Origin of the sequence: Exiguobacterium sp. s133, from assembly GCF_018618595.1 — a bacterium.
Lineage (GTDB): Bacteria > Bacillota > Bacilli > Exiguobacteriales > Exiguobacteriaceae > Exiguobacterium_A > Exiguobacterium_A oxidotolerans.
Map to the genome: position 1 here is coordinate 98,154 of NZ_JACSMK010000003.1, position 12,699 is coordinate 110,852.

15 protein-coding genes are annotated in these 12,699 nt (G+C 50.5%); 8 read left to right on the forward strand and 7 right to left on the reverse strand.

From position 1 onward, the window contains the following. The first annotated feature begins 6 nt into the window (after positions 1-6). Positions 7-492 (forward strand): NUDIX hydrolase, encoded by a 486-nt coding sequence (locus KNP96_RS05235; RefSeq protein WP_214769276.1) that lies wholly within the window; start codon positions 7-9, stop codon positions 490-492. 4 nt (positions 493-496) lie between these two features. Here the strand turns inward: KNP96_RS05235 and KNP96_RS05240 are convergent, their stop codons facing one another. After that, positions 497-1,144, reverse strand: coding sequence for a hypothetical protein (locus KNP96_RS05240; RefSeq protein WP_214769279.1), 648 nt, complete (start codon positions 1,142-1,144; stop codon positions 497-499). 90 nt (positions 1,145-1,234) lie between these two features. Between KNP96_RS05240 and KNP96_RS05245 the strand changes: the two genes are divergently transcribed. Then, complete coding sequence (locus tag KNP96_RS05245; RefSeq protein WP_251132564.1) at positions 1,235-1,531, forward strand: hypothetical protein; 297 nt, start codon at positions 1,235-1,237, stop codon at positions 1,529-1,531. Positions 1,532-1,553: 22 nt separating this feature from the next. Then, entirely contained in the window at positions 1,554-2,420 is an 867-nt protein-coding gene (locus KNP96_RS05250) for an NAD-dependent epimerase/dehydratase family protein (RefSeq protein WP_214769281.1), read from the forward strand. Here the strand turns inward: KNP96_RS05250 and KNP96_RS05255 are convergent. The 3 genes from KNP96_RS05255 to KNP96_RS05265 are packed head-to-tail and all read right to left on the reverse strand — an operon-like array spanning position 2,363 to position 4,118. Next, positions 2,363-3,364, reverse strand: a complete 1,002-nt coding sequence (locus KNP96_RS05255) for a hypothetical protein (RefSeq protein ID WP_214769283.1) — start codon at positions 3,362-3,364, stop codon at positions 2,363-2,365. The genes KNP96_RS05250 and KNP96_RS05255 overlap by 58 nt on opposite strands. 18 nt (positions 3,365-3,382) lie before the next feature. Continuing rightward, positions 3,383-3,730 (reverse strand): DUF3147 family protein, encoded by a 348-nt coding sequence (locus KNP96_RS05260; RefSeq protein WP_088837048.1) that lies wholly within the window; start codon positions 3,728-3,730, stop codon positions 3,383-3,385. Further along, positions 3,711-4,118, reverse strand: a complete 408-nt coding sequence (locus KNP96_RS05265) for a MarR family winged helix-turn-helix transcriptional regulator (protein ID WP_251135730.1) — start codon at positions 4,116-4,118, stop codon at positions 3,711-3,713. Before KNP96_RS05265 ends, KNP96_RS05260 begins: the two co-directional genes overlap by 20 nt. A gap of 105 nt (positions 4,119-4,223) precedes the next feature. Between KNP96_RS05265 and KNP96_RS05270 the strand changes: the two genes are divergently transcribed. Beyond that, on the forward strand, positions 4,224-4,592 hold the full coding sequence (locus tag KNP96_RS05270; protein WP_214769284.1) for a hypothetical protein: 369 nt from the start codon (positions 4,224-4,226) through the stop codon (positions 4,590-4,592). Position 4,593: 1 nt separating this feature from the next. Here the strand turns inward: KNP96_RS05270 and KNP96_RS05275 are convergent, their stop codons facing one another. Further along, a complete protein-coding gene (locus tag KNP96_RS05275) occupies positions 4,594-5,025 on the reverse strand; it encodes a DUF4362 domain-containing protein (protein ID WP_214769285.1) in 432 nt (143 codons plus the stop codon). 49 nt (positions 5,026-5,074) lie between these two features. Then, positions 5,075-5,710: a hypothetical protein gene (locus KNP96_RS05280; protein ID WP_214769286.1), complete on the reverse strand. Its 636-nt coding sequence runs from the start codon at positions 5,708-5,710 to the stop codon at positions 5,075-5,077. Between the two features lie 122 nt (positions 5,711-5,832). Between KNP96_RS05280 and KNP96_RS05285 the strand changes: the two genes are divergently transcribed. The 4 genes from KNP96_RS05285 to KNP96_RS05300 all read left to right on the forward strand — a co-directional run bounded on the left by KNP96_RS05285 (position 5,833) and on the right by KNP96_RS05300 (position 10,589). After that, positions 5,833-6,600: an SDR family NAD(P)-dependent oxidoreductase gene (locus tag KNP96_RS05285; protein ID WP_214769287.1), complete on the forward strand. Its 768-nt coding sequence runs from the start codon at positions 5,833-5,835 to the stop codon at positions 6,598-6,600. Positions 6,601-6,679: 79 nt separating this feature from the next. Further along, on the forward strand, positions 6,680-7,537 hold the full coding sequence (locus KNP96_RS05290) for an SDR family NAD(P)-dependent oxidoreductase (protein WP_214769289.1): 858 nt from the start codon (positions 6,680-6,682) through the stop codon (positions 7,535-7,537). A gap of 6 nt (positions 7,538-7,543) precedes the next feature. Continuing rightward, complete coding sequence (locus tag KNP96_RS05295) at positions 7,544-8,590, forward strand: phosphotransferase (RefSeq protein WP_214769291.1); 1,047 nt, start codon at positions 7,544-7,546, stop codon at positions 8,588-8,590. A 583-nt stretch (positions 8,591-9,173) separates the two neighbouring features. Continuing rightward, positions 9,174-10,589: an NAD-dependent succinate-semialdehyde dehydrogenase gene (locus KNP96_RS05300; protein ID WP_214769294.1), complete on the forward strand. Its 1,416-nt coding sequence runs from the start codon at positions 9,174-9,176 to the stop codon at positions 10,587-10,589. 46 nt (positions 10,590-10,635) lie between these two features. On the opposite strand, the gene KNP96_RS05305 is transcribed toward KNP96_RS05300, so the two are convergent. Then, positions 10,636-12,648: a Na+/H+ antiporter gene (locus tag KNP96_RS05305; protein WP_214769296.1), complete on the reverse strand. Its 2,013-nt coding sequence runs from the start codon at positions 12,646-12,648 to the stop codon at positions 10,636-10,638. Positions 12,649-12,699: the final 51 nt, after the last annotated feature.

Consider the following 12,699-nt stretch of genomic DNA (forward strand, 5'->3'; position numbering starts at 1 on the left):
TTACATATGTCAATAACCACCTGGCATCGCGCGTTTGGCGTCTATGGCCTGCTCGTAAAAGACCATCAATTATTAGTCATCAACAAAAATGGCGGTCCGTATATCAATCGCTATGACCTCCCGGGAGGCAGCCTCGAAGACGGTGAAGTGTTAGCCGATGCGATGCGCCGCGAGTTCCGCGAAGAAACGGGTCTCGAAATCGAACTCCTCCAAAACATCGGCGTGATTGACTTCAAACTTCCGTGGCTCTGGCGAAATTTCACCGACGTCCACCACATCGCCGTCTACTACACCGTCAAGGCAATCGGCGGTGCCATCACGGTCCCGGAACAGTTCGACGGACAAGATTCGCTCGGGGCTGTCTGGGTCTCGGAACAGGACGTGACGCCTGACAATGCATCACCGCTCGTCCTCAAAGCCTTTGACTGGATCCGGTCGGCACAGTTAGGGATTGAGGCAGAAACGTATGATGCCTGGACTGTTTTGAAGTAACATTTTAAAACACTGCTTTCAATTCTTCCCCGCCTTCAAATACCTCACCATCTTCATCCACATATTCGACTTGAATCGTGCCATGCGGGAGGTGGTTGTTTGACTGCAGTGTTGTACTCAAGTTGTTTAAACGCTTTTTGTCAGTCGTTTGTTGCTTGCGGTGAAGGGTGATACTGATGGTCGGTGAAAGTTTCGTATCACGATAATCCACCTCGGCACCCGGCTGAAGATTTAACGCTATCACGCTTTCTTCAGCAAAATGGACAAGATAATCCGCATCGTTCCCGAACACCTCTCCAACTGACGGCTGGATGACCGCGACCACGTCGGCTGTCCACTGTTCTACGTAATAGGTATCCACAACTTTGTTTGTCGACTGATCGAGATAGACTAAAAACTCAATGCCTGTTTTCCGATCGATGACTTGCGCCGCGTAATCAAATGCTACATGGTTGCCCATGTTATCAAAGTAGACGTCTACAACTTCGGCCTCTTTATAATGTTGTTCCAGATAAGCTTCTGCTTGGCGTTTGACGATTTTTTCTTGCTCCTCGTCTGGTTGCATCGACCGGATGAAGAGGACTCCGAGTATTATAGTAGTTCCGAGAATTAATCCAAAACCGAATAACATACCTTTTACGAATCGACTCATCTGTCTCCTCCTGTAGTGAGCGTCCTATGCATACGGAGCAAAATTTAACGTGATGCCATTTCTTAGCTAAAGATAGTGTAGGTGGAATCCTTGAGATACAAAATCCAGTTCTTGTTGGTTAGTTGCCTGACGTCATTCGTTCTATGTGCCTGTTCGGCAGACGACGCCTACGTCATCGTCGACATACAAGGAGACCAGATCTTTTTAGGACCGGACGAACAGGACCCGGACGCCTCCTATGCGTTGACAGAAGTCACGGTTGACCGGAAAACACGGATTTATGGCAAGCGGGACAACCGATCCGTTTTAAAGAAACATGACGTCATCCGTTTTGACTATCGGACGGATCAGGAGCCGCTTGTCGAAACGATTGAGCACGGCAATTAACGATAGAAAGAAGGTCATCCTTATGGAGATTACAGGAAAACGGATTCTCGTCACCGGGATCAGCGGAACACTTGGCCCACGGGTCGCCCGCCGTTTTATAGAAGAAGCAACCGAAGTCCGGGGGCTCGTCCGGAGCGAAGGACAAGCCGACCGTTGCAAACAACTTGGGATTACGCCCGCGTTCGGTGACTTGACGGACGCCGCGTCGCTTGAAACAGCGATGCAGGACATCGACATCGTCGTCCACTGTGCCGCTTACCTCGGCGACGACATCGAACTTGCCGTAGCAGCGAACGTCACCGGAGTCGAATATCTCGCGGCTGCCACGCTTGACGCGCGCGCCTTATTCCTCCACATCTCGACGACTTCCGTTTACGGCGAACCGGCGGGCGGTCTCATAACGGAAGCGACGCCACTGAGCGACGATCATCCGGCACCGTACATCTTGACGAAAGTGCGGTCCGAACGGATTTTACAGCAGTATGCGGCTGACGGGCTTGACGTCATCATCCTGCGTCCCGGTGCGATCTGCGCCGAAGAAAACTCTTACTGGGGCGACCGTCAAGTCCAACGGATGCAGGAAACAAAAGTTGTCACGTGGGTCCATCCGGATGATGTGGTCAACTGGGTCCACGCCGATAATCTGGCGGAAATGGTTCACCTTGCCGTCCGGCGCGCAACACCGGGAGATATCTTTCATGCGGTTGACGCCAACATCCCGGAGACCGAATTTCGGATGCAACTGATAAAGGCGTCCGGTAAACTCTATCAGATGCCGGACCGACCGGTTGAATGCCCTCTCTACACAACGGATAAAATTAGGACGCTCGGCTACACACCTGTTCGTTCGTTTTCGGAGACGATGCAGCGATTGATTGAGTTGTTTTGAACGTATCTTTGACAGCAATACCGAAAGACGCTATGACGCGAATTAATCAGGCGTGACGGCGCTTGAGTTCCGCTCTTTGCATCTGCACACAGTAACGCCTGCTCGAACTCGACGCGCATGTTGTTGAAGAACAGCAAAACACGCCGACCCGCGACCGTTTTCTTGAAATGACACAGCTCCTGAAAAAACGGCGACTCAATCAAATGAAGAAAATCAGAAATCATCTGCTCTGACGCGTCACAAAGATTGATTTCCATATCGTGATGCTTCAACTTGTATCCTTTTCGAAACCAACGTTTGGTCGGACGCGGAATGAGTGTATAGGACACGCCGTAACTTTGGACGAACTGTTCATACTGACGCTGATTCGCTTTGCTGCACGAGATGACGAATTCCTGCATCGCCAGTTCCTTCACCAATTGCGGTAAGGCGGACGGCACACCATCGACGGAATATGGCAAATCAATCGTCACCCAGTTTGCCTCCGGATCGATTCCGTATGTTTCTTCCACTTGTAAATCAATCGCATCGGGACTCAGGAATTCTGCACCTTGATCGAAATAAAAGTCCCCGGTCACAGTCTTGTTATTTCCCATCGCTTCTTCAAACAGTTCGCCCGCCGGCTCCGTCGTCCAATACGAACGCATGTAAGGATTGTAGAGAAATTGCAGTCCGTCTTCCGTGTAACAGCCGAGTGGCAACATCGACTGATGAAGCGTATGTAAGTCAGGCAACGCATCCGACGTAATTTCCTGTTCAAACGTCGTGTAATCGGTCATGAACACAGAACCGCTGAAGCGGGTAAACAGTTGTGTCCGAAGAATCCGCTCCAGTTGCCGGGCAGTCAGATTTTCAAACGTGACGCGTTTTAACGGCAATTCTTGCATGCGGATGTGACTGAATTTATAGCGCGGGATAAAAAAAGCATCTTCTTTTTGAGACATCGTTCTGCTACGTTTATTTTACAGCCGGCTAATAAAAAGTCCGACTTGCTGCTGAATCGTCCAAAAAATCCACCAACATCCACCAGCCAGTAACACGCTGATGAATATGGACACCCCTTGATTGAGTAATATGTATAAGATCAGCACCAGAAAAAATGTTGCCGGCAATCCATAGAGTACACTTTTAACGAACATCGTCACTTCCGTTTTAGACTGTCCTTGTTGAACCAACCAAATCAGACTGAGCAGGCTGACGAGTGGAAGTGCTGCGATCACACCACCATATGTCACCGAACGGCGTGCCACTTCTGTCACGATCCCGATGACGACTGCGCTTGAAAGCACCTTAATCAGAAAAGCAGTCATCTGCCGTCTCCCGAAGTAACCGAAATGACTGCTGAATCGACTGTTGTTCGTCAGCCGATAACTGACGGAGTACGTGCGCGACACGATCGACGTCGAGTTCTGTATGTGACCGAACTGCGCGTAACCCTTCATTCGTTAGACTCACATGAACCACCCGTTGATCGTCTGAAGCACGATTTTTTTCGATATAACCGAGTTGTTCCAGCTTTTTAATATGTTCCGACGCCGTATTCGGTGAAAGGGCAAATTTTTCAGCGACCTGTTTAACCGTAATCGGTGCCGTCATCTGAATCATCTGCAAAATACGCACGCTTTGATGTGACAAATTTTCTTTCCATTGCGGATGAAGATGGTAATAGAGTCTAGCAAAATCTTCATGAATCGTCATCAATATCCCCCTTATATATATCGCATGAGGCGATTATATCGTAATTAACGACATATATAAAGTATTTTACCAATCACCTACACTAAAGAAACGAGGTATCACTTTATGAAACGTATTCTCTCACTTGCCCTCGCAGTCAGTCTCATCCCGTTAAGCGGCTGTTCCGACGATACGACACGTGTTTCGACGACTGATACAATCGCCGCAGAAGCCCGTCAAAACAAAGATGCCGACTTAATCCGAATCAACGATCGTGTTTACCAGCTATCCGATGCACCCGTGACGCTTACACAGGCAGACGTCAAATCGTTTGCGACCGTCACGAAACAATTGACCGCAAACGAGCCCTTAGCGGAAGGGATGGCGACAGACTGGCCGGCAGGAACGAAACTGTACCGGGGCGACACGACGGGTGTCATCTACATTTTCAAAAAAAATCAAGCGTACTTGTATGAAGCGATTCCGGAAGGCTGATTTACTTTCCGAGTTCTGCTGCCGTCGCTTCGAGTAACGGATGATCTTCTCCTTCCGCACAATCCGTCAACAGATAGACGTGCGTTTCACCTGTTTGGTCTTTTTTCAACGCTTGACAGCTTTCCCCGTCCCGGTCGTCCGCTTGGCTGCCGAACTCATCTCGCGACGAATCGAGTGAATAACTGAACTGTTTTCCGTCATACGTGACGTCTTGAAAAATCGGGTCACCTTCTGTCGTGTAGGAAGTAATTCGGATGCTGTCCTTGCCTTTTTGATCGACTTGGTTCAAAAATGTCTGGAACCGTTCCACATTCTCACGACTTGGCATCGTTACAATATCACCATTTTCGATTGCTTGTTCAATCGGATAACTTTTTCCACATCCGACAAGAACGACTACCAAAACAAGACCTACCCATCGTTGCTTCACCATTTGTCTGCCTCCTACCATAATAAGCTGTCACCATGCACAGTACCGTGCGTTAATTTCCTGGATGACGCCGCAACTGTTGCCGTAGTATATCGACGTCTGCCTGTTTAAATAATGTCTCATCCTGTTCCCCGTACCGTACGAGATGATAGAGCACCGAATCAACTGTCAGCCCGATCCGCTCTAACCATTCCTTCATCGTCTCTTCCGGTCGACGCCTAGATGAAGCGGGAAGGCGCTGGTCAAATATCTGAATCAATCGACGGACTTCAGAGACATTGTTTGATTGGTAAGAATGTGTATCATTACTCGGCGACGTTGACGGTTTTTGTAAGATGTTCAGCTCCTCTTCAAAAGAGGTATCACCACTTTGTTTTACCGTTCGTTTGTTCCGTTTCCTCTTCAACATAGACGCCAGTAAAATCAACAGCCCGATCGTCACGATGGCGCCGACTGAAGCGAGTGCTTTCGGAAATGTCACATCAACAAAATGAGGCATCGGACCAGCGGGAAAAGGTTGCCCCCTCAAATCTGGTGAGCCGAGTGGCTTACGTGGTTTGATGTCGTACTTAAACGCATAGTCAGCCGGTTCATGAATATATGTCGTGTAGAGATACTGCCCGAAGACTTGAAAAGAGGCTGCTAAAAAACAAACGACCAAAATAGCTATCCCTACTTTCCGTTTCATCTCACCCCTCCTTTTTTCCCAAATAATAACATTAAAATTAAGTACTTACAGCATTTTTCTTTCTTTTCAGTCAATTTAGACGTACAGTAAAGACAGACTTTTTTAAGATAGGATGTGGCTAGATGTACTTACCGACGTTTCGACTTGATCAAACAACAGCCCTCGTGACCGGAGCCGGACGCGGCATCGGACGGGCGCTTGCCATCGCGATGGCAGAAGCTGGTGCTGACGTCATTCTCGTCGCCCGGACGGAAGCTGATTTACGGGAGACGGCAAGCCGGATTGAAGCACTCGGACGACAGGCGTTCGTCCTGACGTGTGACGTGACCGACCGGACGCAAGTCGTCGCGACGATCGAAAAAGCCTATACGCTCGTCGACCGGATCGATACGCTCGTCAACAATGCCGGGATGAACATCCGCTCGAAAGCGCTCGACGTCACGGAAGACGAATGGGAGACGATTCAACAGACGAACTTAAAGTCGGCCTTCCTGTTTTCGCAGGAAGTCGGACGCCGGATGCAGGACACGGGTGGCAACATCATTAACATCGCCTCGGTCGCAGGTCACGTCGCTTTGCGGACCGGTGTCGTCTATGCGACGACGAAGGCGGCCTTGATTCAGATGACGAAAGTTCTCGCCCTCGAATGGGGTCCGAAAAATATCCGCGTCAACGCGATTGGTCCGTGGTATTTCAAGACGCCGCTGACGGAGCCGTTACTGGCCGATCCCGCGTACTTAAAAGACATCGTCGACGTGACACCGCTCGGTCGGGTCGGTGAACTGACGGAACTCGTCGGTCCGACGGTCTTCCTCGCGTCCGATGCCGGATCGTACATCACCGGTCAGACACTGTTCGTCGACGGCGGGATGACGATTAAAGGGTTTTAAGTACAACGAAGCAACAGGGACTTCCGAGCGTCATGGAAAGTCCCTGTTTGATGTATTACATATTTGATCGGAGGACTTCATGACAGCATGGATTGGAAAAATCGCAGTCGTCACCGGTGCGTCACGCGGCGCCGGACGCGGGATTGCTTACGAACTCGGGCAAACCGGGGCAACAGTTTATGTGACCGGGCGCAGTACACAGAACGGGACGACCGACAATCGTCCGGAAACGATTGAAGAGACGGCCGCCGGTGTCACGGCTCGCGGTGGCCACGGAATTGCGGTCCGCTGTGACCATACGGATCCGGATGATGTTGCCCGATTGTTTCAACATATCCAAGCGCGACACGGACGGATTGATTTGCTCGTCAACAGTGTGTTCGGCGGTTCGGAAGCTTCGCTTCCTCCCGGAGAGGGCAAACGGTTTTGGGAACGTCCGCCGGAACACTGGGACGCGATGATGGTCGCTGGACCAAAAGCCTATTTGCTGACGACGCGGGCCGCTGTTCCGTTGCTTCAGCAAAGTCCGGCAGCATTGATTGTCAACTTGACGTCGTTCAGTCCGAATCAAGCCGCCGGCAACCTGTATTATGATTTGGCGATGCAGTCGATCAACCGAATGACGTGTGTCATGGGGCAGGAACTTCGGGAGAGTCACATCGCTGCTATTGCACTGTGTCCCGGTTTCATGCGGACGGAACGGGTCGTGGACGCAGGATTCGGCAACGATGCAACCGAGACCACCACGTACGTCGGCCGGGCCGTCGCCGCACTCATGAGTGATTCGACCTTGATGCACCGGACCGAGCAAGCCTTGTTCGTGTCTGACCTCGCCCGTGACTACGGCTTTACGGATCGGGATGGAACGCAACCGGCATCGTTTCAGCTTTCAGATGAACATTCCACATCTGCACCAACTGTCCGCAGAAAGGACTAAGCATGTATGTATCCAAGAAACGATTACCCCTTGATCGAACAAGCAGTCAAAAGTTTCGGTCTCGTTTTTCACTCACTGGAAGTCCACCCTAACACATTAACGACACACGGCAAACATGGCGATAAACACTACAAAATCTTGATTGATGGTCAATCCTATTCGATTCGTCTGTTACCAGAACAGCGTTATGCCGAATCTGCCCTGTCCCACTCTACACCGGATTTACTTACAGAACAGTTGCGATATACCGATTATTTGCGGGCAAATGGCATCCCGTTCATGAAACGCGTGCAACCAATACATGAGGGACTTTTCACGACAATCCGCGATTCAACCGGAAAGGAGTGGACATGTTGCCTATTTCACTGGCTTGACGGTCATCACGTGACTGTCAATACGATGCATTCCGCTGCTCAAATTGGAACATTAGCCCGTCAAGTGCATGATTTGTCACGCAACTATCAAGGGTTTCACTTTCCATTCGTCGACCATACGGTGGCCTATCAGCGTTGGTTCCATGATTTGCAAGAGCTTTCGTTTTCATCGATGCCGGAATCGGTCCGGGATTCGTTTCAGGAGTATCTGAGTCTTGTCCAACAAAAGATCGATACCGCGAGACCTACCAATCATTCTTCTTCTCAATCGGTCATCTCGACCGACTTGAATTCGCTCAACGTCTTATGGGACACCACTCAACAAATCGTCGGAATTGTCGACCATGAACATATCGGCGCAACGGACCGCGTGCAAAATTTGGCCTGGCTGATCAAATGGTATACCCGGACAGAAGGCATCGCGTCGCATGATGTGTCCGGTCATTTAGCGAAAAGTTTACTTTCCCACTACAACTCCCAGACCGTTCTCGTGCCGGAAGATGATCCGCGACTGGCTTCCTTGCTTTGGCTCTCGGGCTGCTTCAATTTACATTTCGTCGAACAGACGACACATTTGTTGCAAGAAGCCGGGCAACATTCAGAACAATATAATCCGCTGCAGCTTCACTTGGAGACATATCTTCTTCGGGGTGAGCGACTGACCGGTCTGCTAAGCTAAAAAGAAACAAGTCACAGGACTTGTTTCTTCAGTGTGTAAACAAACTTTGAACATGCAATATCGAGAGGCAATCCGTTCGCGCTTCCCTATCTCACCTCGTCTTTAAAGCGATGCAAGACAGATTGCGCGCTAAACCGCCTGCATGCCTGGATTTCATTCACGGCATGCCCTAAGGAGCGTCACGTTTCGTTGACTCCTACGGGAAAAAGTGCGTGTTTAGCGCACTTTTCAGAGGCAGGCAAGACCCTGCTCCTTGTACGTGAGGACAAAGGAGCAACGGCTTGCGCCTCGCCCGAGGAAAGCAACGAAAACAGACGCTTGATCTCCCAGGTAGCACGTTGTCTTCAGACCACACGGAACGGGCTGACAATATTGGATTTTTCAGGCGGTATTCGGCAATCGGCTTAAAGTGAATGTTCAGTGTCTTCTCACGAAATCTGACTTGAATCAATCCATTATTGAAAATCGTAGTTTTCCCAGGTCATTCCATTCCGTTATGTCCCCCCTCCAAAGCGGAAGTACACAAATGCGCCTTCCGGGTGTTTAATTAAGGACGTAATGAAAACACATGGAGGTGCAACACATGATTGAAAAAAATGTAGTGAACGGACAATGGTACGAAACAGAACAAACGATTCCGGTCTTTAACCCGGCAACAAAAGAATTACTCGGGCACGTCCCAAGCAGTTCGGCAGATGACGCTCTACGGGCAGTCGACGCGGCGAGCGATGCTTTCGTCACCTGGTCAAGCTTAACGGCGGATGCGCGTGCCGATAAAATCGATGCCTGGTACCGCTTGATCAACGAACACCGTGACGAAGTCGCTGACATCATGACACGCGAACAAGGGAAACCGTTTGTCGAAGCACTCGGTGAAGTCGATTACGGCAATCAATATGTCCGCTGGTATGCAGAAGAAGCACGCCGGATTTACGGGGAAACGATTCCGGCATCGGTTCCGGGTAAACGCCTGTTCGTCGAAAAAGAACCGGTCGGCGTCGTCGCCGCGATCACGCCGTGGAACTTCCCCGCTGCGATGATCACACGAAAACTCGCCCCGGCTCTTGCAGCCGGTTGTACGGTCGTCTTAAAACCGTCGGAAGAAACACCTTTCACAGCCCTTCGCCTCGTCGAACTTGCTGAAGAAGCAGGCATCCCGGCTGGTGTCATCAACGTCTTGACAGGTGACGCCGCAACAATCAGCGGTGTCTGGCAAGCCGAACGCCGTGTTCGCAAAATCACGTTCACCGGCTCTACTGCCGTCGGTAAATTGATCATGCGCCAGGCAGCCGATACGATGAAAAAACTATCACTTGAACTCGGGGGTCATGCACCGTTCATCGTCACGGAAAACGCGGACATCGACAAAGCCGTCACACAAGCAATCCGCTCGAAATTCCGCAACGGTGGCCAAGCCTGCGTCGCAACGAACCGCTTTTACGTCCAATCCTCTGTGCTCGACGCGTTCACGGAGAAGTTCGTCGCGGAAGTGAACAAACTAAAAGTCGGGAACGGTCTTGACGCCGATTCAACGATCGGACCCTTGATTAACGCAAAAGCCGTCGAGAAAGTCAAAGCACACATCGACGACGCGGTTGCGAAAGGTGCAACGATCTTAACAGGCGGTACGATCGACGACTCGGTCGGTTACTTCGTCACACCGACAGTTCTCGCGAACGTCACGGAAGACATGATTTGTATGCAGGAAGAAACGTTTGGTCCGCTCGCACCGATCTCGGTCTTCGAGACACTTGACGAAGTCATCGAACGGGCGAACAACACACCCTACGGTCTTGCGGCGTATGCATTTTCTGAACGAATCGACGAAGCGCTCCTGCTCGGTAAAAAACTCGAGTACGGCATCGTCGGCTTGAACGACGGCGCACCGTCTGCTGCCCAAGCACCATTCGGCGGCTACAAAGAAAGTGGACTCGGCCGCGAAGGCGGCGTCTACGGTATCGAGGATTACCTCGAAGTCAAATACTTGTCACTCGGTTAAACCAAAAAATCCCGCTTCTGAATCATCAGAGGCGGGACTTTTTTAATTAATCGACATATTCATAGAGCACGACGCTTTCGATGTAGTGGATGAAACGGCGCAACTCTTTTTCTTTTTCCGAAGAAAGGTCCCCTTCCTTCGACATTTCGGCAATTTCTTGACGCTGGACTTCGATCGCCCGTAAGCACAGTTCTTCTTTTTGCTGTTCGACGTCGCCCTTACTGCCGACCGGTGACGCCCACTGCGTATGTTTACCGCGGAGGCGGAAGTAATGTCCTTTGACGCTTTGGACGACTTCCGTCGGATACTTGTCACGGCACGTCTCGAGCCGGTCGATGATGTCGCCGATGACATGTTCATAGAGGGCATGTTCCATCTCCGTCAGACGAATCAATTCATCCGGTGACAACGTGAACCGTTTACGTTTTCGCATCAGCTTCCGTAACGGCTGATAGAGCCGGACCGTCGATTCGGAATGAATCGCCCGGCGTCGGTGTTCAATCGAGGCAACCGTTTCTTTTTTCAATAAATCCGGCACGTCATGGTTCTTAAAGAACGCTTTGACGAATTCCGTTTCCCACGCGACGGCTTCAAGGCGCAGTTCCTTCAACTGTTCGTTGTAGACGTTGAGTTCCTGTTCGCTCTTCTCTTCGGCACGCAGCAACCGCAACATGACATGGTATTCGTTCAGCAGGTCAAACGCGACCGGTGAATTATCGGAATTCGTCGCCTGTTTGACTTCCTGAATCGCCCGTAACATCATCCGTTGTTTTTGGGCATTCAATCCGAAGTCCGTTTGACTGACCGTCTCTTTTTGACTCAGCAACGGTAAGGCAATCGTCGCGAGCACTAACGTAAAGATGATGACGCCCGCCGCGAGGAAGATGATCAACGACCGTTCCAGGAACGCAACACCAGCATCCGTCAAAAACGGCAGCGATAACACACCGACCATCGTGATTGTCCCGCGCACGCCGACGAGCGTCGTGATTAAGTCGCGCTTGAACGAAGGTGGCCGTTGCTCCTCTTTACGAAGAAAGCGATGATCAAACCAATTAAAGAACAGTGTCCAGACTAAGCGGATCCCGAGGATGACAAGACCGATTAAGCTGACGTACCCGAGTAAGCGCCAGTTGTTGATGGCGTCATCAATGAAGATGGCCTGCGTCGCTCCGGGCAACGTCAAACCAAGCAATAAGAAAATGACCCCGTTCAAGATATAGGCAATCATCGTCCAAATGTTATCCGTCAAGACTTGTTCCTGGGCAAAGAACGTCTCTGTCCGTTCCTTAATCAAGGCATGAAGTAAGCCACCGGCGACGACGGCGATGACGCCCGACGCATGAAGCAGTTCTTCCGAGACGAAAAAGATGATGAACGGCGTCAAGATTTGCAGGAGGGCATAAAAGACGACGTCATCAATTCCTGACCGGCGGAGCCGAATCTTCAGCCAGTTCATCACGACGATGATGACAAGGCCGACGACGGCACCGACAGCAAACATATAAACGAATTCAAACGAAGCTTCACGTAATGAGAAATAGCCTGTCATGACGGCCGTGACGGCATAACTAAAGGCGACGAGTCCCGACGCATCGTTAATCAACGATTCTCCCCGGACAAGATTTAAAATCGGTTCCGGAAGCCGGACACGTTTTGCGATCCCGTTGACCGCGACCGGGTCAGTCGGTGATAAAATCGCGGCTAACGCAAAGGCGGCAGCGAGCGGAATGACCGGCAACATCCAGTGGATGAAGTATCCGCCGATCACGGTCGTCAATAAGACGAGCACGATGGCGTTGCCGAGGATCGCCCCGCGCATCTTCCACAGTTGTTCCCGCGGAAAATGCGAGCTGTCGTTGTACAGTAAGGGAGCGATGAACAACAGTAAAAACCATTCCGATTCGACTTCAATCGACAGTTCTTTGATTGATAAAGCAACGAGCGTACCGACAATGATTTGAATCAGGGCCGTCGGAATAAAACGGATGTAATGTCCGATGACGTTCGTCAACAAAATTAAGGCCAGTAACAATAAAATCAATGATAACGTTTCCATAGTAAATCACTTCCATTCTTTCACTTTTCTCTAGTTTTATCGTACCATAAT